Below are 23,967 nucleotides of genomic sequence, written 5' to 3'. Positions count from 1 at the left end.
GACCCAGTGAGCTTGGTGCATGAAAACACGAATGTTCACGCGGTAATTTGGAAAGCTGGTTACGTGCTTGCAATCGTCTGCCCTGGACAGGGCTCCCAGACCCCTGGTTTTCTGGCCCCCTGGCTGGAACTGCCACCCGTCGCAGGCCTCCTGGCCTCCCTCAGCGAAATAGCAGGCATCGATCTCACCGCCCACGGCACCACCTCCGATGAGGAGACCATCAAGGACACTGCGGTAGCGCAGCCCCTGATCGTGGCCGCAGGCCTGGTGACCGCAAAGTCACTCTTCGACGTCGAGCTCGGCACGCTGCCGGTCATCCTCGCCGGCCATTCCGTCGGCGAAATCACCGCCGCCTCGCTCGCCGGTGTGCTGACGGAAACCGAGGCCATGACGTTTGTCCGCGAACGCGCCAACAGCATGGCCGCCGCTGCTGCCGCCACCCCCACCGGCATGAGCGCCGTAGTGGGCGGCGACCCCGCGGACGTCCTGGCAGCCATTGGCGCTGCCGGAGCCACCGCCGCCAACGTCAACGGGGCCGGCCAGACCGTCGCCGCCGGCACCATGGAGCAGCTCAAGGCCCTGGCCGAGAACCCGCCGGCCAAGGCCCGGGTCATTCCGCTGAAGGTCGCGGGCGCGTTCCACACCTCGCACATGGCCCCCGCCGGCGCGGCCCTGCAGGCCCTGCGCCCGTCGCTGCACCCGCAGAACCCGCTGGTTCCGCTGCTGTCCAACTTCGACGGCGCGGAAGTCACCGACGGCGCTGCCGCCGTCGACAGCCTGATCGCCCAGGTCTCCCGTCCGGTCCGCTGGGACCTCTGCATGGAGACGATGGTGCAGCGCGGGGTAACCGGCGTGATCGAACTGGCTCCCGCCGGAACACTAGCCGGCCTGGCTAAGCGCGGCATGCCCGGCGTCAAGACCGTCACCGTCAAGACCCCGGACGACCTTTCCGCGGCCCTGGCCCTATTTGCAGAACTGGAGGGAGGGGCATGAGCGTTCCCACTTTGAAGCAGGCGCCCGTGCAGGAGAACACCCGCATCATGGGTGTCGGCGCCTACCGACCCAGCGTGATCGTGACCAACGATGACGTGTGCCAGTGGATCGATTCCTCGGACGAGTGGATCCGCCAGCGTACGGGCATCGTCACCCGGCACCGCGCGCCCGCCGACGTCAGCGTGATTGACATGGCCGAGGGCGCCGCACGTGAGGCGCTGCAAAAGGCCGGCATCGAGGCCTCCCAGCTCGGCGCCGTGATCGTTTCCACGGTCACCCACCCGTACGCGACCCCCTCTGCTGCCGCGAGCCTCGCCGACCGCCTCGGCGCGACGCCGGCGCCGGCCTTCGACATTTCCGCGGCGTGCGCCGGCTACTGTTACGGCATCGCCCAGGGTGACGCCCTGGTGCGCTCCGGCGCGGCCGCCTACGTCCTGGTGGTCGGTGCCGAGAAGCTCTCCGACGTCATCGACAACACGGAACGGACCATCTCCTTCCTGCTCGGCGACGGCGCGGGCGCCGTCGTGATCGGCCCCTCTGACACGCCGGGCATCGGCCCATCGGTGTGGGGATCGGACGGCAGCAAGTGGGATGCCATCGGCATGACCCACTCCATGCTGGACATCCGCGAGCTCGCCCTGACCGGCAAGCGCGGCGCCGCCGTCAGCGATGAGGAAGCGGCCCTGACCGACGCGTCCCTGTGGCCGACCCTGCGCCAGGACGGCCAGACCGTCTTCCGCTGGGCCGTATGGGAGATGGCCAAGGTGGCCCAGCAGGCCCTGGACGCCGCCGGCATCCGGTCCGAGGACCTTGCCGCGTTCATCCCGCACCAGGCCAACATGCGCATCATCGACGAGATGGCCAAGAAACTGCAGCTGCCCGAGACCGTCAAGATCGCCCGTGACATCGCCGACGCCGGCAACACCTCCGCGGCGTCCATCCCCCTGGCCACCCACCGCCTGCTTGAGGAAAACCCCGAGCTCAGCGGCGGGCTGGCGCTGCAGATCGGCTTCGGAGCCGGACTGGTCTTCGGCGCCCAGGTGGTCGTGCTTCCTTAGGCAGCCACCGCTTTTCCGAACTAAATACGTTCCGCCCGTTTTACCTTTGCACCGCATGTCCTTCACTTTTAGGGCTCGCCCCCAATGCTGTGCTCAGCAAGCATTCCCGCACCAAGCCGAACCCTCGGTTTGAATCATTTCCGCCCGCGGCTGCCGGTATTCCACCGGCGGCCGCGGGCAACAACCAGAAAAGGAGCCATCAATGGCTAGCAACGAAGAAATCCTGGCCGGCCTGGCTGAAATCGTCAACGAAGAGACCGGCCTGGCCACGGAGGCTGTCGAAATGGACAAGTCCTTCACCGAGGACCTGGACATCGACTCCATCTCGATGATGACCATCGTGGTCAACGCCGAAGAGAAGTTCGGCGTCCGCATCCCGGACGAAGAGGTCAAGAACCTCAAGACCGTCGGCGACGCCGTCAGCTTCATCTCCAACGCCCAGGCCTAGTCTGGCTTCCGCCGGCAACGGCGGACCCCGGTGCCCGGTCCGGGCGCTCCAGCAGTGCCCGGACCGGACCACCATCAAGTGCATGACCCCAAAGTTTTCCCCTCGCAGGCCCCGGCCATCCCGTTCGCGGTTCCGGATACGGCCGGCGCACCGACAGAGAGTGATCCCATGGCACGCAAAGTAGTCATTACCGGTTTGGGTGCCACCACACCCATCGGCGGCGATGTCCCCACGATGTGGAAGAACGCGCTTAAGGGCGTCTCCGGCGCGCACACGCTTGAGGACGACTGGGTGGCAAAGTTCGAGCTGCCTGTCCACTTCGCCGCACGCGCCTCCACGCCCGCCCTCGATGTCCTGACCCGGGTCGAGGCTAAGCGCATGGACCCGTCCACCCAGTTCGCCGTCGTCGCCGCCCGCGAGGCGTGGGCCGACTCCGGCATCACCGAAATCGACCACGACCGTCTGGCGGTTGCCTTCGCGACCGGCATCGGCGGCGTCTGGACCCTCCTGGATGCCTGGGACACCCTGCGCGAAAAGGGACCCCGCCGCGTCCTGCCGATGACCGTGCCCATGCTGATGCCCAACGGCCCGGCCGCGGCGGTTAGCCTGGACCTGGGAGCCCGCGCCGGCGCCCACACCCCCGTTTCCGCCTGCGCATCCGGCACCGAGGCCGTGCACGTTGGCCTGGACCTGATCCGCGCCGGCAAGGCGGACGTCGTCGTCTGCGGCGGCGCCGAAGCTGCCATCCACCCGATGCCGATCGCCGCGTTCGCCTCCATGCAGGCGCTCTCGCGCCGCAACGACGATCCCGAGCACGCCTCACGCCCCTACGACCGTGACCGCGACGGCTTCGTGATGGGCGAGGGCGCCGGTGCCCTGGTGCTCGAGGCCGAGGAACATGCCCTGGCCCGCGGCGCCCGGATCTACGCCGAACTGGCCGGAACCTCGGTCACCGCCGACGCCTACCACATCACCGCCCCGGATCCCGAGGGCCTCGGCGCGACCCGTGCGCTGAAGGCCGCCATGTTCGACGGCCGCATCCAGCCCGAAGACATCGTGCATGTCAACGCGCACGCCACCTCCACCCCGGTCGGCGACAAGCCCGAGTACGCGGCCCTCAAGGCCGCCCTGGGCAAGCACGTGGACAGCGTCGCCGTCTCGGCCACCAAGTCCCAGATGGGGCACCTGCTGGGCGCCTCCGGTGCCGTGGAAGCCGTGCTGACCGTCATGGCCATCTACGACCGCAAGGCGCCGGTGACCATCAACCTTGAGAACCAGGACCCGGAAATCCCGCTCGACATCGTCACGACGGCCCGCGACCTGCCCGCCGGCAGCATCGCCGCGCTGAGCAACTCGTTCGGTTTCGGCGGCCACAACGCCGTGATCGCGGTACGCAGCGTGTAGCTCCACCTCCCCGCAGCACGCCGAGACGGCAGATGGCGGCAATGTTCTTCGTGAACATTGCCGCCATCTGCCTTTTGGCGCCTAGCTATGGAATTGCTGCGGTGTAACGCCGGGTGAGGCCCTAGCCGACCTGGTGGAGCCAGCGCACGGGGGCGCCCTCGGCGGCGTGCCGGAAGGGCTCGAGTTCCTCGTCCCAGGCCTCACCGAGGGCGAGCGAGAGTTCGTGGTAGACGGCCGAAGGGTCTCCGGCGCCGGATTCGTAGGCGTAGCGGATGCGGTCCTCGGACACCATGATGTTGCCGTGGACGTCGGTGGTGGCGTGGAAGATCCCCAGCTCCGGGGTGTGCGACCAGCGGCCGCCGTCGACTCCCTGGCTGGGTTCTTCGGTGACTTCGTAGCGCAGATGCGCCCAGCCGCGCAAAGCGGACGCCAATTGAGCCCCCGTGCCCGGCGCTCCGGTCCACGACAGCTCGGCCCGGAACATTCCGGGCGCGGCAGGCTGAGCGGTCCACTCCAAGTCCGTCCGCTTGTCCACGACAGACCCTATGGCCCACTCAACGTGGGGGCACAAGGCAGTCGGGGCTGAGTGAACGAACAACACACCTCGGGTCAGTGCAACAGACATTCCATCCTCCATAGCTGTAGGTACGTCTTCCCCAACGACCTGTGCCTGGATGTCTGTCTGTTGCGCGGATCCGAAATTATGCCGGCGGTCCCTGCCAGACTACTAATATACAACCGGGTTCGAAGCTGGGACGTGGTGCATTCCAGCTTCAAGTTCAACTTGAAACTTCCCGGGCGTGAGTTTTATTCTGCCCTACCCCTCCTAATTACGCCAGTGCGATTCGGCGCGTCTTTTCCGGCGCGCCGCGCCCTTCTCCGCGGACCGGTGTCCGGCCGGGCCGCACACCGCTATGCCGGGCGATTCTCAGGCCCGGGGGTGCGCCTGCTGATAGCTCTGCCGGAGTCTCTCGACGGACACGTGGGTGTAGATCTGGGTGGTGGCCAGGCTGCTGTGCCCGAGGATTTCCTGCACCGCACGCAGGTCCGCCCCGCCGTCGAGCAGGTGGGTCGCGGCGGAGTGCCGCAAGGCGTGCGGTCCGGTGGCGGCGGTGTCCCCCAGCCGTTCCAGCATCCCCTTGACCACGCTGCGGACCTGGCGCTGGTCCACCCGTCCGCCGCGGGCGCCCAGGAAGAGCGCGGGACCGCTGGTCCCGGTGGCGAGGGCCGGCCGGCCGCGGCGGAGCCAGTCGTCCACGGCGAGCGCCGCCGGCAGCCCGTAGGGCACCGTGCGTTCCTTGTTGCCCTTGCCGAGCACCCGGAGGGTCCTGCGGTCCTGCTCGAGGTCGTCGACGTCCATGCCGGCCAGCTCGCCAACCCGGACACCGGTGGCGTAGAGCAGCTCCACGATGGCGCGGTTGCGCAGGGCAAGCGGTTCCCCCTCGGCCGAGGCTGATTCGGCGTCGTCCACGAGCCGCCGGACCTGTTGCTGATGCAGGACGCCGGGCAGGGACTTCTCCCGCTTCGGCGCCTTGAGCCGCAGGGCGGGGTCGGCTTCGATCAGCTCCTCGCGGACAGCCCAGGCGGTGAAGGCCCGGGCGGTCGCGGCGTGGCGGGCCAAGGTGGCTCGGGACTTGCCGGACTCGCTCTGGGCGCCAAGCCAGCGCCGCAGGGTCCCGAGCTCCAGCCCGGATAGGTCCTGGACCCCCTCGCTTGCGGCGTGCGCCAGCAGGCTTTCGACATCGGAGAGATAGGCCCGCACGGTATGGGCGGACCGGCCCCGCTCCGCTTCCAGGTAGCGGCCGAAGCGTGCGGCGGCAAGCTGCATGGCGGCAGGCAGCGCGGCGGGGGGATCCTGTGTAGACACCCTCCTACTGTGGCAGTATTCCCGGGGCTTTCAAGGAGCCGGTCGGCGAGCCGCGTCTTCCCGGCGGCGCTCATCAGGTCAGTCTGCTTTTCCGGAGCGTTTCCAGCCGCCGTGCCGGGATTCGGCCAGGCCCAGCAGCCCCAGCCGGCCAAGCCCGGCGCGGACCGAGTCGGGGCTCAGTCCGGCCACCGTGGCCAGCTTCTCGACCGAGGTGGTGGTGCGCAGCGGCAGGGCATCGAGCAGGATCAGGTCCTCCAGGGTCAGGCCGTCGTGGACCTCCGCCCGGCCGGCCTTGTCCGGGGGCATCGCCTCGCCGCTCGGGGAGGCGAGCTCGGCGATTTCCCCGGCATCCGTGACGCACACGGCGCCGCCTTCGCGCAGGAGCCGGTGGCAGCCGGCGGAGTTGGCGCTGTGGATGGATCCGGGCACGGCGCCCACGGCCCTGCCGAGCGTTTCGGCATGGTGGGCCGTGTTGAGGGCTCCGGAGCGCCACCGGGCCTCGACGACCACCGTGACGGAGGCCAGCGCCGCAATGAGGCGGTTCCGCTGCAGGAACCGGTAGCGGGTGGGCGCGGATCCCGGCGGGACCTCGGCCAGGACTGCGCCGTGGTCCGCCACCGCCCGGAGCAGGGCCTCGTTGCCGGAGGGGTAGAAGCGGTCCACTCCCCCGGCCATGACGGCAATGGTGGGCATGCCGCCCGTGCTGCCGGCCAGAGCGGCCCTGTGGGCGTGGGCGTCAATCCCGTAGGCACCGCCGGAGACGATCGTGAAGCCTCGCTGGGCCAGCGAGTAAGCGAGGTCACCCGTCACCGAAGCCCCGTAGCTGGTGCTGTCCCGGGAGCCCACCAGGGCTATGGCCCTGGCCGCCGGGGGCAGCTCCTGCTCGACGCCGCGCCACCACAGGCAGAGGGGCTCCTGCAGGCCGAGGTCCGCCAGCTGCCGCGGCCACAACTCATCCGTGGGAATGATGATCCGTCCGCCGAGCCGCTGCATGGTGGCCAGGTCCCGCTCCGGTGCGAGGTCGGGCACGCGCGGGGCCCAACGCTTCAGTGCCTCGGGGAGTCCTGACCAGCCGCTGCCGGAGCCGCTGTCCGCCAGGATTCCGGTGATCTCCTGCTCGAGCTCGGGACCGGCCGCGAGCCCGCCGCTGGCAATCCGCAGGGCGTCCTGCGCTCCCGCGGCCTGCACCAGTGCCAGCGCCGCCGCGTCCTGCGGTTCGAACAGCCGGGACAGGGCGGCCCGGGCTGTTCGTTCGTCATCGATCATGGTGGTTCCTTTCGCGGAGACTAGGGCGACGCGGTGTGTGCGGGCGGACTCAAGGGGAGGCCGCGGCGGCCTGGCGGAGGCCCAGCGCCTGGCCGACGTCGTCCCCGTCCGGCACGTCGCGCCGGGAGAGGTCCGCAAGGGTCCAGGCGAGCAACAGGACAGCGTATTAGCATTAGTGCTCATGAGAGCCGCGATATATCTGAGACAGTCACTCGACGCCCAAGAGGGGATTGATCGCCAGCGCCAACGAACGTCGTCAATCGCCACGGCCCGCGGATACCAGATCGTCAAGACGTACGAAGACAACGCCTCGAGCGCCACTAGGTCACGGGTGGCCTCCCAATGGGGGCAACTGCTTGCAGATGCGTCGAACAAGGAGTTCGAGATAGTCATCGCAGTAGATGTGGATCGATTGTTGCGCTCAATTACCGATCTTTCCGAACTGATAAAGACCGGCGTGAAGGTCCTCACCGTAGACGGAGAAATCGACCTGACTACCGCCGATGGCGAGTTCCGTGCTTCGATGCTGGCCGCCATCGCCCGGTTCGAGGTACGCCGGAAGAGCGAACGGCAGAAGCGAGCCAATGAAGCCCGCGCGAAACGCGGCAAGCGTGTCGGCGGACGCCGCGCGTTCGGGTATGAGCCGGACGGCGTGACCGTTCGGGAGCCGGAAGCGGAAGCACTGCGAAAAGGCTACGGGATGGTGGCAGGCCAGGAATCGGTATCGGCCGTTGCCAGGTACTGGAACGGATTGGGCTTCACCACTGGACAAAACAGGCGCCTGAGCAAGGAAGACAAGATTGCTGGCAAGAAGCCGACGCCGTCGCAGTGGACGCGGAGCGCTGTCCGCGATGTCCTGCTGAACGAGCGAAACGTGGGCCGGATGGTTTACCTCGGGGAAGTTCAGGCCGTGGCCGCCGAGTGGAGGCCCGTCGTCGATGACGACCTTTTTGAAACTGTGCGTTCGATACTCCTCAACCCTGAGCGTCAAAAACCTGGTCGGAATCCCGTCGGACTTCTTACCGGCATTGCCCTCTGCGGTGTTTGTGAGGGCACGGTCCACGCTGGCGGTAGCGCACGCTCCGGATACAGAGGGTACCGCTGTTCAGGCTCGACCGGCCATTTTGCGCGCCTCGCTGAACCAGTAGAGGAGTATGTACACGGGATCATGGTCAGCCGGCTGGCCGACCGGGACGCAAAGACGTTGCTGCAGCCCTCCACAAGCACCGGCGCCCGGCAGCTACGCGGGGAGCAAGGTCGGCTTCGTGAACGACTGGAAGCGCTTGCCGTGGAGTTTGCCGACTCGGATGACGACGATGCCCCGCTCGCAGTGTCGCAGCTAAAGACAGCGACGAAGCGCATCAATGAGAGGTTGACCGCGATACAGGCCGAGCTTGCCGATGCCGGCCGAATCGATTTGCTGGGCGGCCTCGTGAATCTCGGCGGCAGCACGACGCAAGAACGCGAAGCCGCGGTCCGGGACGCTTGGCACAAGATGCCTGGCGAACGGCAGCGCGCCGTCATTCGTGAACTGCTGCATATCAAGCTTCACCCACCTGGACGAGGTACAAGAAATTTCCGGCCCTCGACAGTGGCAATTACCTGGCTGTAGTGCGGAAAATTTGCGCACCTCTCAACAGGGTGCTATTTTTTCTCTACCCGGGACAAACTCGGGTCACGACTAACGTCACCCATCCCCGTCGGCAGACGGAGTTGCGAGAATTTCATGCGGCCTTCCGGGGCTAGGCCAATACGTCGGCAGGCGTCTTCGCTGAAATAACAGTGCAGCCTTTTGGGGCGAGGTTCACACGCTGGCAAGCACGTGAATTGAAAAATAGTGCAGACGCTGCCCATCCTGTCTCGGGACAGCGTCACCTTATGTAGGCCGGTAGGCAACATGAGGGAACGTCATACGGCCCCTACTTATCGGGGATGGGCCCGCATGCTGGCAAGTGTGTGAGCTGACAAATCGTGCAGACTACTCGGTTGTGTTCATCTCTCCCGGAGCGAACATGTCTACCAATCTTCTCGAATCCCCCCGTCTGGACCTGCAGTCCGCCGCTAAGCACAGCCGCCGCAGTATAGGCACCATCCGGCGCCGGATTTACGATGGCAGCCTCCCTTCCGTCAAGGACGGAAACAAGCATTTCATCGCTGTCTCCGAACTGGACCGCGTTTTTGCCCCTGCGCCTGGCGCACCGACGGGTCACTTGGATGATGACCTTGAGGCCGCTATTGCCGAGGTCGTTTCCCGCGCTCCGAAGTTTACGCCCGCGCAGATTGCCCGCCTCTCCGCGATCTTCAACGGTTGCGTGCAACCATGAGGGAAGGAGTAGACCGCCCGTCGGTGACGAAGCCCGGTGGACAGCCCCGGCGGGGCCGGGCGACCCCAAGCGCCCCGATACCATGAGCGGCCATCTGGGAACCGGACTGTACCTCTGCGGCCTTTGCGACAGGCGTGTCGAGACACAATCGGCGCGATACAGCTGCGCAGGGCACATCATGCGCAGTCGCGAACACGTCGATCAATTCGTTCTTGACGTCGTGCGGGCCAGGCTCGGCATGGCAGACGCCCACGACCTGCTCCCCAGCCAGGACGAGCCTCGGATCCGCACCATTAAGAATGAAGTCGGCCAGCACCGCGCCGAGGTAGAACGACTGCAGCGCGACAACGACGCCGAAATCACAGATGGCCGCGAACTGAAGCGCATACGCGAGCACGAGGAGGCAGCCATCACAGTTTTGGGGGCCGAAAGCATGCGCCAGACCGCCGGCTCAAACGTGGGTCCGGTGCATGGCGCGGAGAACGTGGTGTCCGCGTTCGATAACCTCGACTTTGGAGCTCAGCGCGCGGTAATCGACGTTCTATTCGAGGTGAGGTTGTACCCCCAACCTCATGGCGTCAAGGCATTCAACCCCGAGACTGTGCAGATCAAGTGGCGTTGATTTCTCCATCTCCATCTTTCTCGGTGGACAGGTTGTCAACAATGGAGCGTCATCGACATTCATGAAAGCAAAGCGATGATCCTCAAAGGCTCCAAGAGGACGTCCATCTCCTTACGTGGGTTCAAATCCCACCGTCACCGCCAAATAGCGAGGCCCCTGGTTCCCTTTGTTGACAAGGGAACCAGGGGCCTTCGCTTTGCCCATGGGTGGCTCATTGGCAAAAAATTGGCAAACTTAACTATGGCGCCTCCAGAGAGCCAACAACTTTGCGCTCCCGCCCCGACGACAAACCTCCATGTCCGGCCTGCAGCGTCGGACAAGCCGTGACGGCCTTCCGTCGCACCGGGATGATCAACGGGACTGCGGCGAAGGCCTCCGATCCGCGAGAGCAACCCCTCGAATACGCAAATGAGTCGAGTAAGAGTACTGCTCTTTCGGGGGTTTCTGCGGGCTATCAGCATCTTCGATCGCCGCAGGTCAGGGCTGTTTTCTGCTGTCATCCGCTTTCGTCCGTTGTCAGCGAATCTGCGGGATAGATGCGGGGTTCGATGGCAGTCTCAGGTGCGCGCATCGTCCAAGATCATGTGCTTTGTCCGCATTCATCTGAAGGGAAACAGGGATCACCGTGAGCATATGAAGAGTAACCAATCCATCAATCGGGCCTAGGGCCAGCCTCCAGCTGGGTTGAACCCTGGTCCCGCAGTTCCACCTTGCAGGCAATCCCCACCAGGCTCTGAGACGAAGTAGATCACGTCTACATTTCATAACGTCCGTTATCGGCGTTTAGCGAAAGTGAACAGAAGTAGTAGTCGTGGCCGTCCTGCGGACTCCGTCGATATTGCGGCACAAGCGCTCTGAATCAACAAGCCAGGTGCAATAATGCACCGATTGACAAACTTGATTTAGGAAACCCTTGGGGGCTCAAGCGTGAACTGTTTTTGCTGCGACAATCCGATGAAACCGACCATGGCTATGAGGCACTCAATCGATGACTTCGAACTGTTGTCGGCATCTCATTTGAAGGGCATGGCGCTGGAACAGCCCTTCATCACTGCTGGGGAGCGCTATCCAGTTTGGGCCGAAGATCCATATTACGACGAGCATCGCTCGAGGTGTCAGTATGTGGCCGATACCGACTGGAGCGTTGCCCTTGTAATCTCAACCGAAGTCATTGAGCGTGCGAAGCAGCGAGGCTACAAACGCTTCCCAGAAGACTGGACGCAACAGGAAGTCGAAACAGAGGTTCGGTCGTACTCATCACCACCCAAAACGGAGAGGGCTGCAATAAGTTTAATCATCGAGCCCATTCACATATCAACGTCCACTCAAGACAATTCCTTTCAGAACGGAAACCACCGGGCGATTGTTCTCGGCTCAATTCTGCCTGATGCGCTTGTTCCAACACTCGTCAACGGTGTACGTCGAGGTCTAGGAACCTCCCACAAATAGCGGAGTCGCATGCGACACCGCATGCCGGCCGCGAAACCGGCCGTCGGATCGTTCTGGTTCGGCTTCCCTGACAACAGGTTCGCGGCGCTGGCGTGTCAGCCGTGAAAGTCGAGCTCAACATGGATGGGACGACCGCTCCCCCTCCTCATGCCTGTACGTCGCATTCACCTATACCAGATATTATGTAAAGCTGGTTGCCTGAGGCAACCACTATAGTCGTTCAAGGCAGGCTGTGGCGATGCCCTGCTCAGGCTCGATGCTCCACACCCGAGAGCGCGACCAGGTCCCTAGCTGTAATGCGGTCACGCGACATTAAATTGAGAAGCCTTGGGTACCGGACGATGCTTGGCCCAGACGGTATCCGCTGAAATTACGGCTCCAGGTCCCGGATGTCCTGACCGTGGCTACAGCTTTGGCATCGACTTGGCGGTTCGGGAAGTTTTGATTGTGCTCGGCCACTAGTCGCGGACTCAGTGAGGCGATTCCTCGGATCAGGCAGACGGGAAGGGTGACGACCGTACTCTGACCAACGGCAAAAGTGCCGAGGAAGGCCCCACCTAGGTCCTCTCCATTAATCAGAAAGGCGTTTACTGCTTCGGTTGAATTGTTGATGATAAAGAAACTCGTTGCTGACGGCGCCGGCGACCCGGCTGGAATGTTCAGAGGACCACTGGTGACGACGTCGCCGAGGGGGTTGAAAGCGCCCAAGGTATAGCTCACGCCGGCGGCCGTGATAAGAGGCACAGTGTCCGTCACGCTGTCCGTTACCTGTTGACAGGGGTCGTAATTTCTTTCGGTGACAAGGACGTTTCCCCGGAACAGCCGGATCATGGATGCAGCTCGGACCTGCCACGTCAGTGTAATCGCCGGCGTGCTGCACAATAGGACACTGGTTACATTCGCGGTCAGCGGCTTGGCGATTATCGGCGGGCTGTGCATGATCGTCAAGGGAACAGGCCCGTAATCGATTCGCCCACAGTTCGACAACGCGATGTCGTAGATTCCTGCCGGCAGCGGCCCGTGGGTGAGGACTACCTCTGTCTGAGGAGTACGGATGGTCGTCGTGGCGTGATATTCACCGTCGGGGCCCATCAGGGTCGCTTGCGGATTCGTGTCGGAATCTCCGAGGCAGTCCCCGGTTAGGACCAGGTTTATCCCGTTGCAGGTGGTGCCAGAGTTGGGGCTGATAGCGGTGATGTGCGGCGCGGCGGCCACCAGGAAAAAAGTCTCTGTTGGGGCATGGCCTGGTGCCTGAAACGTCAGGCCAGCCCGCCCGCACTGCATTCCCGAAAACAAGTCAATTGTCGCAGATGCAGAGCCCTCATCCACAGTAAAGGTTGCATTGGCAATCCGGTTGGGGTGGCTCGAGGTGACACTCACGGGTAGGCCCCCCGGCGGAGCCGGACACGAGAGGGTCAGATCGACTGAAACAGTGGATCCCGTCTCAACGCATCGATCGATGACTGGACCAACATGAAGACGCTTTTCGCGAACGATCACAAGCCCTCAGTTATCAGCCGGCTACTGGACGAGGTGTCCTGGGAAGGCAGGAACGTGAAGCGTTACCGCGACGGCGGTCGCGGCATGGAAAACCCGCTGACCGCAGAGGTTTTTCAGGGCCTGTCCAACCTCCCGCGAGACCTGTTCCTCGGGGAAGTCCTGCGTGGCGCCCATGGCGCCGACCAAACCCGGCTTGCGGCCGCCAATGAGGCTGAACGTGCTGACCTCGACGTGCTGCCGGGCAATCTCCTGCTGCCTGCCCTCAAAATTGATGTCCAGCCGGACGCGTGGGTGACCGGCCCGTCGGTCCAACTTTTAGTTGAAGCCAAAGGCTTCAGGAAAGGCGCCGTGTTCAATGTCGAGCAGCTTCCTCGGGAGCTGCTCTGCCTGCAGGCTCACAGCGGAAACCGCACACCCTTGCTCCTGCTGGTCCTGACCACTCCCCCACCCATCAGGCTCGCCGGCAGCGGCCGCCACGAGGTCGACGCTGGTGTTGCCGTGGGTCTTGAGTCCCTGTGCGCCCGCTCGGGAATGACTGCTGAAGACTATGAGGCTTTGCTGGCCTCCATTCCGTCCTGTGTCGCATGGATAACCTGGTCTGAGATCCACACCATTGTCATGCGACAGAAAAGCGCCCTATCGGGTCTCCCCTCCAGCATCGCTGCGTCCCTCCACCGGACTGCCGACGGCGTGGCCCAGGCCATCAAATGGCACTCGGGCGGCCTCGTATTCGAATCTGTGGCGGTCGTTGATTAGCCCTTGGGTTGACCGATTAAGCTTGAAACTCGGAAGTCTGTTACGGGAGTCTGCCAGTCGCTGCCTGCAGTCCGATAGCGGATCTTATGTAAAGCTGGTCGCAAAGGGGCGCTGAAAAAGGCCAGGGGCTACCAGAAAACGTGCATATTACTCGGATCGCATCTACGACCAGCGGGTCCACGAGTACGGCGCGCAGTTCACCCCCTGAGGAAGCTAACTTCGCCATCCAGAACCTCCCGATATAGCCACACCACAGCAAGCCTTCCGAAAGGGAGCTCTCTGTTGTAAGCCGTGGCGTAATGAGTGATTGTCACAGCCGTCTGCTTTGCTGCGTTGTATGGCAAACAGGTCGAAGCTCACGGACTACGAGCGGTTCTATGCAAAAACCGTCCGGGCGGACAACGGCTGCCTGTTATGGACTGCGGGCAAGAACGACTTCGGACATGGGAGGTTTGTGCTGCGTGGCAAAACGATCCTGGCCCACCGGGCGGCGTGGCTCATCGAGTACGGCGAAATTCTCCTCACCGAGCAATTCTTACTACATGCATGCGACACACCCGCTTGCGTGGAGGTCGCCCACCTGCGGGTCGGAACGCATGCCGAAAATATGGCCGATCGCGCCGCCCGGGGCCGCTATGGAAACACGGCCCCCCCGAGCAGATTCACGGAAGCGGACTTCGAACGCATGCGGGAAATGCTCGCTGCGGGCGTCCTTCAGCGCACGATCGCGCAGTTCTTCGGATGCACGCAGTCATACATTTCAAATGTCAAGCGTGGAAAGGCCGGCGTCTCCGGTCCCCGGCCGGAGCCTTCCCAAGGGCTGATGGCCAAGCGAGCGGCCGATGCAAGAGCGCGGGCCAATCGGCTGAGAATTGCGGAGATTGCTTCGGTCGTCCACCCGGATGATGAGATTGACGGGGAGGTATGGCGCGAGACGCGGTTTGAGGGCTACTGGGTAAGCTCCCTTGGCCGGGTCAGGGGGAGGACGATGAGGATTCTCAAGCAGTTCATAAACCCCAGTGGTTATGCCGTGGTGCATTTCGGATCCAGGAACCCCAGGAGGGTGCACATGCTGGTGTGCGAGGCATGGCATGGTCCCTGTCCCGCCCCAGGGATGCACGCCGCCCATGGCAATGGAGACCCTGTGGATAACCGGCCGGAGAATCTTCGCTGGGCCACGCCTCTGGAGAACGCCCAAGATAGGATCCGGCTTGGAACGGTAGCCCGGGGCGAAAGGGTCGGTGGTTCCAAGCTCACTGAGAACGATGTCAGAACCATTCGGGCCAAACTTACGGGCACGCAAGGCGAGGTCAGCCGCCTCGCCCGGGAGTACGGCGTGGAACGCTACACCATCAGGTGCATCCGCGATAACGTAACATGGCGCCACGTGGCCTGACGGCCCTGTATGCCGTCCTAATGACGCTGCGGTCCGGACGGGAACCACCGGCTGGGTCGCAACACCCGTAACCTGCTGGTGGCTGCAACGTCGAGCACGGTGGCGAAACACCGCAGCACCAGGCCATGAAGACTGCGTTGCGCGACCGTATCGATGCTATCCCCGGCTGGCGCGCCTATCTGGAATACCCTCATCCGTCCCGTGACTGGATCATCGACGTTTTGGCGGAGTCGGACGCCAAGGACCGTCGTATTGCTTTCGAGGTCCAGCTCTCCTCACAGATACCGGCGAAGTATCAGATCAGGAGCCAGCGCTACTTCAACGACCAGGTCTTTCCCGTCTGGGTCGTCCCCCGCCAGCTTGAGTACGACCCGATTGAGGTTCCGGTAGTCGTGACGGGATTCGGTAAGAGCTCGGATGTTCCCGCAAACCCCGCAGAGCTGCTGCAGCTGGGGGCACGTTGTTCCTTCTCCGACGCGAAGTTCCTGGGCGATTTCGTTGACAGCATCCTCACTTACCCGCCGCACTGGCCAAAGGGTAGCCCGGAGGACCAGCTCGCCAGGCTCCGGAAGGCAGAGGAACGGGCGCATCGGGAACGCCAGGAGGCCGAGCTCAAGCGACGGCAGCTCGAAGAACGCATCGCCGAGATGAACCAAAACAGCGCCGCTCCGGAAACAGCGTACGGAGCCCACACCGTCCACACCGACGGCGGGCCATTCGTGTGGGCAACGCTGACCCAATGCTGGTTCTGTGAACCCCCGATGATGCTGTGGGAGGCGAACGAGGGCCGAGACAGTGTGCAGTACAGCGTTACTCCCCCGTTGGAGGTCAAGAGCGACATACGGTCCAAGCGGTACGAGAACCACCCGGACGTGCACAAGGCGCTCAACAGGTGGATCGGGAAAACCCGCGCCGATGTCAGAAAGGCCGACCTCAAAATGCGGCGCAGCAAAATGAAAGGCACCGAGTACAGCGCCTTCGTCTGTCCACGGTGCGAAGCCCTCATGGGCCAGATGTTCGTCTCGTGTATCCGCACGGAGAAGTGGTCGCTCATCAGCGCCCCTCTGCTGAAAAACTCGCGGGCCACCTACCCCGCCGGCAAACCCCGCGCCGCGGATCCGAGGCGGGGCAAGCCGCAGAAACAACGGACCCCGGTCCAACCGGTCGAGACGCCAGCCGGGCAGCAATGCATTCCATACCCACATCCTCCAGCTATAACTATTGATGGTGTAAGGGAATAGGTCCAGACTGATCATTTCAAACCCTCCATCAGACAGGACGGCCCCCACCATGACGCTTTCAAGCATCTATCCGCACTATTTGAACCAGAGTGCCGGCTTGCTGCCGAAAAAGTCTTCAGTCACTATCCTCAACCCCGAGGGTCCCGGCTGGGCCTTCGCCGAGACCAGCATCGCCGGTATCAACGGTTCCGGGATCGCTAATGCTTGGATTTCAGCGACCCGGCGACGGCCGAGCCTCGACCAAGTACTAGTTGGCATCGACGAAACACCCGGCGGCCCATACGACAGCGCGCGTTGGGTTCCGGACTGCCTCTCCGTGACCTTCTCGCTCTCAGTGTGGAGCCTGTCCGCCTACGCAACCTGCAAGCTCTCTACTTGGGTCGCCTGATGAGTAAAAATGCGATCCACGGCACTCCTGGAGAACTCCTGCTACTGCGGACGCGGGCTTATTTTGACCCGCAGACAGGGGAAGTGGTCCATTTGCATAGACTCCTTGCGCCGGCAGGGATGTCTGTAGATACCAAACGCATCGAGGAGGAGACATCCGCGTTTGAAGAAATGCTGGCGAGGAGTCACGACCAGGTACTGAAATCAGTTGAGGTTAGTGCAGAGGACCTGCAACGAATGGATGCCAGTACGACGGTCAGGGTGGACCCCAACTCAGGTGAGCTTGCCTTTGAGAGGGCTGAATCAGGAGAGTAATCGGCTCTTCACGTATCGAGGAATCCCTGGCTCCGGGAGCATTTACGCCGCCGTATTGGCGGCACTGACACACAAGACATGTCACCGGTTCCATGTTTCCTGTTTCCGCGGCGCATGTGCTTGATGTATGTGACATGCCGCTTCTGTTGCCGGGCATCCGGCAACTACAAGTTATCAATGGTCGAGCCTCATGGAGGCAACAATGGGCTTGTTTGGTAAGGTCGCTGGTGCTGTTGGCGGTGCTATTAAGGATGGTGCAGAGGCCCTCGGGGATGCTGTTGGCGAAGCAGCTGACGTGGCAGAGAGGGTCGGCGACGCGGGCGGGTGGATCGCGAATCGGGCCTGCTCTGTGGACGGCAAGGCCCTATGCGGAGGGGGCTCTGTGCTCGGAGGGATCTGGTCAGGAGCGTTCAATTCACTCGGCGGAATGGTTCGAGGCACGGGAGAATTTTTTGAGGGCGGTTTGTCGGCCGTTGGGAACTTGCTCCAGGGACGGTTCCAGGACGCCGCTCACGATGCTGCTGCGGCCGTCGGTGGTTCCATTAGTGTCACTCTCTCAGGGATCAGCATCGTGGGGACGATCGTGGATGAGGCATGGCGACACTGGGACCGAAATCAGCTCCGCTACCTGGTAAGCGATCTCATCAATGACAAGTTCGCCCACGACGCCCAGTTGCGGAGCGATGTCAGGCAGGCAGCCGGCTTGGACAAGACGGATTGGGGTATGAACGTCAAGGCTACACACCGTCTGCTGACCTTCCATACCGAGGGCGATAAGCATGTAAATCTAAAAAAACTGCACGACAACGGAATCATTAATCTCTACGAGCTGTCTGGGCACGACCACCCCGGCTGGAAGACGCTTACTTATCCGACCGCAGTCGTTTACACCGAATCCCCGACCGTGGGGCTAGCGAGCAGGGATGAAATTGACGACTATCTCCAGAGCGGCAACCCAGGATTGAAGATGGCGGCCATGCATCCAAAGCATTGCAACAGGTCGAAGCGCTACGCCTCTAGGGTCACCCCGGATGTCGGCATACGGCTCTCGTGGGACGACAACCCGTTTTTCGTTGAGGGCACCACCCCGAATCGATTCCCCATCCGCTGGCCAGACCGGTTCCTTGCTGACCACGCTCAACTCCTTCGAGACAATGTATTCCGGGATGGAACGATCGCCACGGAATGCACTATCGAAGCCTTCGGAGTTCTGTTCCCCTTTGATCACCTTCGGAAAAAAGTGGCGAGGGGTATTACTTTGGGAATGAGCGGGTTCAATGCAACGGGTGGCTGCGGCAGAGACGACGACTGCTGCACAAGTATAGAGACGGGGTTGCCGAACTCTGGAACGTCAGTGTCCTATATGTGGCCCCGCAACGCGGGTGCCCGATTGTCGAACGAGTTTATCCTCGCCCACGAGATAGGCCACTGGCTAGGCCTATGTCATAAAGGCCACCTAAGGTTCTCAGAGATCATGTTCACGGCGGAAGGCACAGGTCCCTTTGACATCTTGAATGCGGCAGGATCACTGTTTTTCAACGGGCCGCGACACCCCCGTTTCACGAAACGAGATGGGTTGAATATCTGGAAGTTCATACTCGAAGAGCGGGCAGGAAAGTGTTTTGCCGTGCAGCAAGGAGGCGTTGAGTGAATCAATCACTCGGCTTCATGTTCGGGCCTACTTAAGCTGCCCCAACAAGGGCTCCGCGCCCGTCGGTACGGAGCCCTAAACATGAGATGCTCGCGTCTTGAAGTATGGGGAAATGTTCCGTTCCCAGCACATCTTGAGAGGCTGTGCACAGCCACCGCTCATCTAAGGTTACGATCGGCCCGGTGGTGCCGTGCCCTGGTGGTTGTGTGCAGGCGTCCATTGGGTCCGGTCGTCCACATGTGTGCGGGAAAAGCCCGTAAGGAAATAACTTTTGCCGTGCACATGTGGGCGAGGGGCTACTGCTCTGAACCAGCCACTGCATGGGCCGTCTCACGGACCGGCTTCCTGCCGCGCGGCCTGCCACTGGCCCGCTTCGTGGTAGCGTCCAGGCCGAACCCTCTAAGGTCGGCCTCAGTCCAGTCCGCCCGCAGCGCGGCTGCGAGTCCTTGGCGTATTTTTGTTCGGCGGCGGCCAGCAGCTGGACTGCTTCAGTGAGTTCCACCCCGCTGGCGGCGGCCGCTCTGACGGCGTTGAAATTCAGATCGCGGGCTGTGTCAATTCGCGGAATTGATGTCTCTGCACAATCTGCTGGCCCGTTCCTCCAACAACATCAACCAACTCGCACGCCAGGCCAACGCCACGAGCGAGTTCCCCGCCGAAGCCCACGAAGCACTAACGCACATACGCTCCGTTGCCATGCGGATCGACCGCACCATTGAGGGGTTGATGTAGGGATGATCCCAAACATCACCCGCGGTTCACGCATGGGCGGACTCATGGTTTACCGATGCCAACAAGACCAAGAACGCACACTCCGATCCGCATCCGGTAGCAGGCGACGCAGCGATCATGGCGTGGTACGACGACGGTGTCTTGGACCGTGACGATGCCCTGGCAATCGCCAAGCATCTTGACCAGCCGCGCAGGGCCTATGACGTATCGGTTCAGATCAAAGACATGCAGTGGGACGCGGCCAAGAAAGAGCGCGTCCACGTCGGCTACAAGGACGCCAGCGTGTGGCACTGCTCGCTGAGCCTGCGCGCCGAAGCGGGCGCCCTCACGGACCAGCAATGGGGCGATATCGCCGATGATTTCGTGGACTCCATGGGCTTTACCGAAACCAGCGGAAAGGCCCGCTGCCGGTGGGTCGCGGTCAACCACGGCACGAGTGAGAACGGCAACCACCACATCCACCTGGCCGTATCCCTTGTCCGTGAGACGGCACCAAGGCATCCACCCACGGCGATTACAAGAGGGCGCAAGAGTCGTGCCGGGAGCTCGAAGTTAAGTACGGGCTGGAGCAACTCTCCACCGTGCACTCCACCCGCGGCTACGACCGGGCAGAGAAAGCCTCCGCTGTCCGGGACGAGCGGGAAATGCACCGCGCATCATTGGTCCGGAAAGTCCGCGCCAGCGCCAGCGCCTCGGCCACCGAAAGTGAGTTCGTCCGGCGCGCCCGCGACACCGGCATGCTGGTTCGTCCGCGCTACGCGAAGAACACCACCGACGTCATCGTCGGGTACTCCGTAGCCGAACGCCCGAAGCAGGGCGAACGTCCTATCTGGTTCGGCGGCGGCACCCTCGCCTCCGACCTGAAGCTCGGTGCTTTGCGTGAAGAATGGATGGACTCACCGCACGTAGCAACCGAAGCCGCAACGGAATGGAACGCAGCCGCCCGCAACAGGCGCACCGTATCTAGGGCCGGCCCCGAAAACGGAACACCCCCGGCGGAGATGTGGGTCGAGTACACCCGGAACGCGACCGCACTGGTTGAGCAGCTGCGCACCATTCCGCGTGATGATCACGCGACCTGGGCGAAGGTTGCACGGGACGTCTCCGGGGCGTTCGCGGCATGGTCGTACCGGCTTGAACCGACCCGGGGCCGTTGGCGGCCACCGCTGCTGAACTGTCCCGCACGGCCCAGTTGCGTGCACCACGGCAGCACAGCAAACCTGTCGCTCTCCCGTCCATTACCGGTACGGCCATGCTGTTCATGGCCGCGTCGAGCAAGAACAAGACGGCCGCGCACCAGCACTGGGTCTATGCGTTTCCGGGCATCAGGACGATTCCGTCCGTTGGCTCGAACGAGCCCTTCCGGACGTTCCGTGTCGGGGTCGGCCTATTCCAGGGCGAACAAACCTCAGTGGAAGGACCTAATGCCGTAGACATCCGAGCAGGCGAAGATGCATGCTTATGTCGCTCATCCGTAGTTAGAGGCACTGTTTTCCAGTCTCCTTTGCTGGAAAGGAAGGGATCGCGTCGTGACCAACGAGGAACGCGTCGGCCGCGAGGGGAATGCATTCATCGCGCCGCCAAAGGATTTTGACCCTCTGACCGCCGATCCGAAGGATCTAGCCAGGTACGCCATCCCGCAGCGGCCCGATCCCCAGAGTCAACCCGGGCTGTCGGCTCTATGGGAGCGGCAGGCTCGCCACTATCGCACGTTCGAGCATCTGCAAGCTGAAATAAACCGGACTCCAAGACCGGAATCCGCGTTGCCCCCCAAGGCGTTCCGTCTCTACCCTCCGTTGACCTGTGGTTACTCGCTCTACAGCCCCGCTGACCCGTTTTTATCCCTGTTTGTAACGTGGACCGTGCCAAACCTGGGCTACACGTCATCTCCACAAGGCATTAACCATTTCCGCACTTTCGTAGGCTTGGGGTTCCTCGACGTTCACGTTGACATGACAGTTGACGCCACGGAAAACGTCACTTCACAACTGAGCGTGCTCGGTGCCAACGGGATGGACGTGTTAGGGCTCCCGGTCGCGCCCGGCGACGAAATTTCCGCGGGAATATGCTTGGGTAAGAATCCTCCTGGCAGGGCCACATACGTACTGGCGAACGAGACCACCTCGCAGACCGTGAACTTCGCTTTTGACTCAGGGTTTCCGGGGGCTTTCACCATCGATGCTGGCATAAGCCGCGACATGGGCGGCAACCCATCACTGAACCCACTGGCACATTTCGATGACGTCCACTTTAAGGAAATCTCCGCAGCCACGAAGAATGGTTTGACGCGCTCACTCCTCGAGGGTGAGGCCGTCACGATGGTGGACTTTGACGGCACCACATTGGCTAAAGCCATTCAACTGAACGACACAGCTTTCAAAATCGTGTCCGCCACTTGATGACCCGTGTGGGCGAATAGTCGTCGTGCCTGGAATTTCGCTTAGGCCGCACTGCTTCGGAAACGTCGGGATCTAGGAGATCGGCTGCCGACCAAGTTCCAGCTCGACTTCCGATTCCACTTCCGCCCTCCGGCCGCCGCGCGGACGTTGTTTCACTACCTTGTTCCCGCTGCCTTTAACGACGGGCTTGAGGCGAGCGTCCAAAACCCGTTGCGCCGCTTGCAGCGGGTTTAGTCCGACGACAGGTGGAACAAACGTGGTTGCCCGCACCCTCTGATCGAGCTGCACGGCGCATTCTGCGTCGCCTGCCATCAGGTCGATTTCACGCAGCCAGTTCCCGCCAGCGAAAAACTCCTGCTCAGGGGTGAGCTGCAGTGTTGGCGGCCGGAGATCATCGGGAATACGATCGTACAGGTCAGTGGCCTTCTCCGGCGGGAGGTATCTGCTCAGGAACATATCAAGAATGGTGAAAGCTGCAGCCGGATAGAAGGAGCATGCAGACCGGGTACCGCAGTTCGTGGAACTCCTGGGTAGATAGTCCCAGTGGCCAGCATTCTCGAAAGTCGCCCGGTGGCTGGGAAGAGGCATGGAGTTCCATAACCGCTCGCTAACCAGTGACATGGCATCTTTCTTACCCAAGACCAACAGCTTGGGTATCGCGAGCGTCTCCAAGATTCCAGCGAGCTGCGGCGCATCGTGCTCCCAGCTGCTGTGAAGTGTAGCCAGCGCTGCCACACTACCCACCTCTGACGCGTACCGGCCGGCTAAGAGTCCACCATAAGAATGCCCGATCACCGCTGTAGAGGGTGCAGGCAGCAGTACATCGTGGTGCTCCCATCTGCCCCGAATCCACGTTAGGAGTTGATCGATCGTGGTGAGCGGTGGCTGCCCCGCCAGAACCGACGCAATGTCCGGGATCTGGGGCATGACGGCAAGATATCCTGACTTTGCCAGGACGATCCCAAGATGCTCCCACTGCAGGTAATGATCCACTTCGCCTGACTGACAATGGCCGTGCAGAAAGACCACGACCGGATAGCGACCGCAGCCGCGCGCCATCGATGCATCCTGAGGGGTGCCGTCCACGGTGGGATAAAATACCCGCACTGGAACGGGCACGCCGTCGCTTGGCCCGTAGTCAGTGAACGCCCAAAAGACGGGACGTAAAGCGCAGGGCTGCCAGCCAACAGGACAGCTTTCCCGCGCAACACTTTTCGACACCTGCTCCGATGGCTCTATTGCGTTCATCGGAATTGTCCCCTCTCCCGGCTCCTCGAAGTGATGCCCAGAGAGTAGTCCTGCGAATAAACGCCGATCAAGAATCGATTTATCGGTGCGCATTGGTGTTTATGCCCGCTGGGCCACTCCCAGACCTTCCCGGGCGAGAACCTGACCGATCAGCACGGATCAGCTGTCGGGCGCACACCAATAAGCGTCGGCGGCTGCCGCCGACGCATCACGCCCGCGAGCTAACCCCTAACCGGTCTCTGGCCGCCATGTATGAACCGAATGCTATGGCGCTTCCTCTGCTCAAGGCACATGAGGCGTTGGACAAGGTTATGGATGGGGCCCTAGCCGGTCGCCGCAAGCTAGCCACCGAGGAAGACCGTCTCGCCGCGCTATTCAAGTTATACGTCGACATGGCCAGCTGACGCTGCGAGCTGCGCGGAGCGACTATGCGAAAGTCAAGTCAAGTTAGCGGACAACCAACTTTCGAAGAGTCTGCCCGACTTCTGCTTGGGGGCTCGTGGCCCACAGTTAGTCTCAGGGACCGTATTATGATGCGAGCCAAAGCATGTCAGAAGACAACTAGTTATTGTCACCGTCAACTCGGGCGCAGAGACATTAGCTCCGAGGATTTTGTTGGGGGATAGCTTGAAAAGAATTCGTTCTGTCATGGCTGCTGTGGCAGCCTCACTTGTCATGTTGCTCGTTGGGGGGCAAACAATCGCCAGTGCGGCGGGGACACCGGACGAGTTGAGCGTTACAGCGGTCGTTGATGCCACAGCACCGGTAATACATGGGTTTTCATTCACGCCCACGGTGGTGGACGTCAGCGAGGCGGCAGCCTCAGTGCAATACTCAACGAGGATCACCGACGACCTCTCCGGAGTCAGCAGTACGTACATCCAGTTCAGGAACGACGAGACTCGGGCCGT

23 protein-coding genes are annotated in these 23,967 nt (G+C 62.4%); 17 read left to right on the top strand and 6 right to left on the bottom strand.

What is annotated here, in order from left to right; genetic code table 11:
* Positions 1-63: 63 nt before the first annotated feature.
* The 4 genes from M2428_RS08585 (at position 64) to fabF (ending at position 3,903) form a co-directional block, all read left to right on the top strand.
* Positions 64-993, top strand: a complete 930-nt coding sequence (locus M2428_RS08585; protein WP_277525558.1) for an ACP S-malonyltransferase — start codon at positions 64-66, stop codon at positions 991-993.
* Entirely contained in the window at positions 990-2,051 is a 1,062-nt protein-coding gene (locus tag M2428_RS08580; protein WP_277525557.1) for a beta-ketoacyl-ACP synthase III, read from the top strand. The genes M2428_RS08585 and M2428_RS08580 overlap by 4 nt, the downstream gene beginning before the upstream one ends.
* A 202-nt stretch (positions 2,052-2,253) precedes the next feature.
* A complete protein-coding gene (locus M2428_RS08575; protein ID WP_079554778.1) occupies positions 2,254-2,499 on the top strand; it encodes an acyl carrier protein in 246 nt (81 codons plus the stop codon).
* Between the two features lie 168 nt (positions 2,500-2,667).
* Positions 2,668-3,903, top strand: coding sequence for a beta-ketoacyl-ACP synthase II (gene fabF, locus M2428_RS08570; RefSeq protein ID WP_277525556.1), 1,236 nt, complete (start codon positions 2,668-2,670; stop codon positions 3,901-3,903).
* Positions 3,904-4,024: 121 nt separating this feature from the next.
* On the opposite strand, the gene M2428_RS08565 is transcribed toward fabF, so the two are convergent.
* The 3 genes from M2428_RS08565 to dprA all read right to left on the bottom strand — a co-directional run bounded on the left by M2428_RS08565 (position 4,025) and on the right by dprA (position 7,036).
* Entirely contained in the window at positions 4,025-4,528 is a 504-nt protein-coding gene (locus M2428_RS08565; RefSeq protein ID WP_091561164.1) for a DUF3145 domain-containing protein, read from the bottom strand.
* A 303-nt stretch (positions 4,529-4,831) separates the two neighbouring features.
* On the bottom strand, positions 4,832-5,731 hold the full coding sequence (locus M2428_RS08560) for a tyrosine recombinase XerC (protein WP_277525930.1): 900 nt from the start codon (positions 5,729-5,731) through the stop codon (positions 4,832-4,834).
* Between the two features lie 117 nt (positions 5,732-5,848).
* The gene (gene dprA / locus M2428_RS08555) at positions 5,849-7,036 is read right to left on the bottom strand and encodes a DNA-processing protein DprA (protein WP_277525555.1); all 1,188 of its coding nucleotides are present in this window, start codon (positions 7,034-7,036) and stop codon (positions 5,849-5,851) included.
* Positions 7,037-7,217: 181 nt separating this feature from the next.
* On the opposite strand from dprA, the gene M2428_RS08550 reads away from it, so the two are divergent.
* From M2428_RS08550 to M2428_RS08535, 4 genes are all read left to right on the top strand, one after another.
* Positions 7,218-8,648 carry a recombinase family protein gene (locus M2428_RS08550; protein ID WP_277525554.1) on the top strand — a complete coding sequence of 477 codons (1,431 nt, stop codon included), beginning with the start codon at positions 7,218-7,220 and terminating at the stop codon, positions 8,646-8,648.
* Between the two features lie 400 nt (positions 8,649-9,048).
* Positions 9,049-9,360: a helix-turn-helix domain-containing protein gene (locus tag M2428_RS08545; protein WP_277525553.1), complete on the top strand. Its 312-nt coding sequence runs from the start codon at positions 9,049-9,051 to the stop codon at positions 9,358-9,360.
* A 178-nt stretch (positions 9,361-9,538) separates the two neighbouring features.
* Positions 9,539-9,982 (top strand): hypothetical protein, encoded by a 444-nt coding sequence (locus tag M2428_RS08540; protein WP_277525552.1) that lies wholly within the window; start codon positions 9,539-9,541, stop codon positions 9,980-9,982.
* A gap of 954 nt (positions 9,983-10,936) precedes the next feature.
* Positions 10,937-11,431 (top strand): hypothetical protein, encoded by a 495-nt coding sequence (locus M2428_RS08535; protein ID WP_277525551.1) that lies wholly within the window; start codon positions 10,937-10,939, stop codon positions 11,429-11,431.
* 312 nt (positions 11,432-11,743) lie between these two features.
* On the opposite strand, the gene M2428_RS08530 is transcribed toward M2428_RS08535, so the two are convergent.
* A complete protein-coding gene (locus tag M2428_RS08530) occupies positions 11,744-12,811 on the bottom strand; it encodes an IPT/TIG domain-containing protein (protein ID WP_277525550.1) in 1,068 nt (355 codons plus the stop codon).
* A gap of 93 nt (positions 12,812-12,904) precedes the next feature.
* Between M2428_RS08530 and M2428_RS08525 the strand changes: the two genes are divergently transcribed.
* The 7 genes from M2428_RS08525 (at position 12,905) to mobC (ending at position 19,409) form a co-directional block, all read left to right on the top strand.
* Positions 12,905-13,687 carry a hypothetical protein gene (locus tag M2428_RS08525; RefSeq protein ID WP_277525549.1) on the top strand — a complete coding sequence of 261 codons (783 nt, stop codon included), beginning with the start codon at positions 12,905-12,907 and terminating at the stop codon, positions 13,685-13,687.
* A gap of 337 nt (positions 13,688-14,024) precedes the next feature.
* Complete coding sequence (locus tag M2428_RS08520) at positions 14,025-15,083, top strand: HNH endonuclease (RefSeq protein ID WP_277525548.1); 1,059 nt, start codon at positions 14,025-14,027, stop codon at positions 15,081-15,083.
* Between the two features lie 125 nt (positions 15,084-15,208).
* Positions 15,209-16,324, top strand: coding sequence for a hypothetical protein (locus M2428_RS08515; RefSeq protein ID WP_277525547.1), 1,116 nt, complete (start codon positions 15,209-15,211; stop codon positions 16,322-16,324).
* 49 nt (positions 16,325-16,373) lie between these two features.
* Entirely contained in the window at positions 16,374-16,712 is a 339-nt protein-coding gene (locus tag M2428_RS08510; RefSeq protein ID WP_277525546.1) for a hypothetical protein, read from the top strand.
* Positions 16,712-17,026, top strand: a complete 315-nt coding sequence (locus M2428_RS08505) for a hypothetical protein (protein ID WP_277525545.1) — start codon at positions 16,712-16,714, stop codon at positions 17,024-17,026. The genes M2428_RS08510 and M2428_RS08505 overlap by 1 nt, the downstream gene beginning before the upstream one ends.
* 190 nt (positions 17,027-17,216) lie before the next feature.
* Positions 17,217-18,677, top strand: coding sequence for a hypothetical protein (locus M2428_RS08500; protein WP_277525544.1), 1,461 nt, complete (start codon positions 17,217-17,219; stop codon positions 18,675-18,677).
* Between the two features lie 570 nt (positions 18,678-19,247).
* Positions 19,248-19,409 (top strand): plasmid mobilization relaxosome protein MobC, encoded by a 162-nt coding sequence (mobC, locus tag M2428_RS08495; RefSeq protein ID WP_277525543.1) that lies wholly within the window; start codon positions 19,248-19,250, stop codon positions 19,407-19,409.
* A 42-nt stretch (positions 19,410-19,451) separates the two neighbouring features.
* Here the strand turns inward: mobC and M2428_RS08490 are convergent, their stop codons facing one another.
* Entirely contained in the window at positions 19,452-19,838 is a 387-nt protein-coding gene (locus tag M2428_RS08490) for a hypothetical protein (RefSeq protein WP_277525542.1), read from the bottom strand.
* Positions 19,839-20,938: 1,100 nt separating this feature from the next.
* On the opposite strand from M2428_RS08490, the gene M2428_RS08485 reads away from it, so the two are divergent.
* Positions 20,939-21,808: a G1 family glutamic endopeptidase gene (locus M2428_RS08485; RefSeq protein ID WP_277525541.1), complete on the top strand. Its 870-nt coding sequence runs from the start codon at positions 20,939-20,941 to the stop codon at positions 21,806-21,808.
* Between the two features lie 72 nt (positions 21,809-21,880).
* On the opposite strand, the gene M2428_RS08480 is transcribed toward M2428_RS08485, so the two are convergent.
* Positions 21,881-23,149 (bottom strand): PASTA domain-containing protein, encoded by a 1,269-nt coding sequence (locus tag M2428_RS08480; protein WP_277525540.1) that lies wholly within the window; start codon positions 23,147-23,149, stop codon positions 21,881-21,883.
* A gap of 555 nt (positions 23,150-23,704) precedes the next feature.
* Here M2428_RS08480 and M2428_RS08475 point away from each other — a divergent pair.
* The coding region (locus M2428_RS08475) for a hypothetical protein (RefSeq protein WP_277525539.1) at positions 23,705-23,967 on the top strand (263 nt) is incomplete at its 3' end.

It is taken from the genome of Arthrobacter sp. ES3-54, assembly GCF_029504395.1.
Taxonomy (GTDB): domain Bacteria; phylum Actinomycetota; class Actinomycetes; order Actinomycetales; family Micrococcaceae; genus Arthrobacter.
This window is presented reverse-complemented; position numbering and strand designations above follow the sequence as displayed.

Bases quoted from the DNA above. Each gene is read 5' to 3' on its own strand.
- M2428_RS08510 (WP_277525546.1), top strand. From the start codon at position 16,374: ATGACGCTTTCAAGCATCTATCCGCACTATTTGAACCAGAGTGCCGGC.
- M2428_RS08575 (WP_079554778.1), top strand. From the start codon at position 2,254: ATGGCTAGCAACGAAGAAATCCTGGCCGGCCTGGCTGAAATCGTCAAC.
- fabF (WP_277525556.1), top strand. From the start codon at position 2,668: ATGGCACGCAAAGTAGTCATTACCGGTTTGGGTGCCACCACACCCATC.
- mobC (WP_277525543.1), top strand. From the start codon at position 19,248: ATGTCTCTGCACAATCTGCTGGCCCGTTCCTCCAACAACATCAACCAA.
- M2428_RS08525 (WP_277525549.1), top strand. From the start codon at position 12,905: ATGAAGACGCTTTTCGCGAACGATCACAAGCCCTCAGTTATCAGCCGG.
- M2428_RS08560 (WP_277525930.1), bottom strand. From the start codon at position 5,731: ATGCAGCTTGCCGCCGCACGCTTCGGCCGCTACCTGGAAGCGGAGCGG.
- M2428_RS08535 (WP_277525551.1), top strand. From the start codon at position 10,937: ATGAAACCGACCATGGCTATGAGGCACTCAATCGATGACTTCGAACTG.
- M2428_RS08500 (WP_277525544.1), top strand. From the start codon at position 17,217: ATGGAGGCAACAATGGGCTTGTTTGGTAAGGTCGCTGGTGCTGTTGGC.
- M2428_RS08515 (WP_277525547.1), top strand. From the start codon at position 15,209: ATGAAGACTGCGTTGCGCGACCGTATCGATGCTATCCCCGGCTGGCGC.
- M2428_RS08545 (WP_277525553.1), top strand. From the start codon at position 9,049: ATGTCTACCAATCTTCTCGAATCCCCCCGTCTGGACCTGCAGTCCGCC.
- M2428_RS08505 (WP_277525545.1), top strand. From the start codon at position 16,712: ATGAGTAAAAATGCGATCCACGGCACTCCTGGAGAACTCCTGCTACTG.
- M2428_RS08520 (WP_277525548.1), top strand. From the start codon at position 14,025: ATGGCAAACAGGTCGAAGCTCACGGACTACGAGCGGTTCTATGCAAAA.
- M2428_RS08540 (WP_277525552.1), top strand. From the start codon at position 9,539: ATGCGCAGTCGCGAACACGTCGATCAATTCGTTCTTGACGTCGTGCGG.
- dprA (WP_277525555.1), bottom strand. From the start codon at position 7,036: ATGATCGATGACGAACGAACAGCCCGGGCCGCCCTGTCCCGGCTGTTC.
- M2428_RS08480 (WP_277525540.1), bottom strand. From the start codon at position 23,149: ATGCGCACCGATAAATCGATTCTTGATCGGCGTTTATTCGCAGGACTA.
- M2428_RS08550 (WP_277525554.1), top strand. From the start codon at position 7,218: ATGAGAGCCGCGATATATCTGAGACAGTCACTCGACGCCCAAGAGGGG.
- M2428_RS08580 (WP_277525557.1), top strand. From the start codon at position 990: ATGAGCGTTCCCACTTTGAAGCAGGCGCCCGTGCAGGAGAACACCCGC.
- M2428_RS08565 (WP_091561164.1), bottom strand. From the start codon at position 4,528: ATGTCTGTTGCACTGACCCGAGGTGTGTTGTTCGTTCACTCAGCCCCG.